Consider the following 360-nt stretch of genomic DNA (forward strand, 5'->3'; position numbering starts at 1 on the left):
TTGTGTGTTGAATGTTTGGTCTATTAGTACCGGTCACCTCCACACCTTACGATGCTTCCAGATCCGGCCTATCAACCCCATCATCTATAGGGGACCTCAAAAGAAACCTAATCTTGGAACAGGCTTCCCGCTTAGATGCTTTCAGCGGTTATCCCTTCCGTACGTAGCCAACCAGCCATGCCCCAGGCGGGACAACTGGCACACCAGAGGTACGTCCATCCCGGTCCTCTCGTACTAGGGACAGCCTTCCTCAAGTTTCTACGCGCGCGGCGGATAGAGACCGAACTGTCTCACGACGTTCTAAACCCAGCTCGCGTGCCGCTTTAATGGGCGAACAGCCCACCCCTTGGGACCTACTCC

1 rRNA gene is annotated in these 360 nt (G+C 55.0%); it reads right to left on the reverse strand.

From position 1 onward, the window contains the following. Positions 1–3: 3 nt before the first annotated feature. Positions 4–360, reverse strand: a 23S ribosomal RNA gene (locus HMPREF2820_RS05605); the annotation flags it as partial.

The organism is Corynebacterium sp. HMSC064E08 (assembly GCF_001811805.1).
GTDB lineage: Bacteria > Actinomycetota > Actinomycetes > Mycobacteriales > Mycobacteriaceae > Corynebacterium > Corynebacterium jeikeium_D.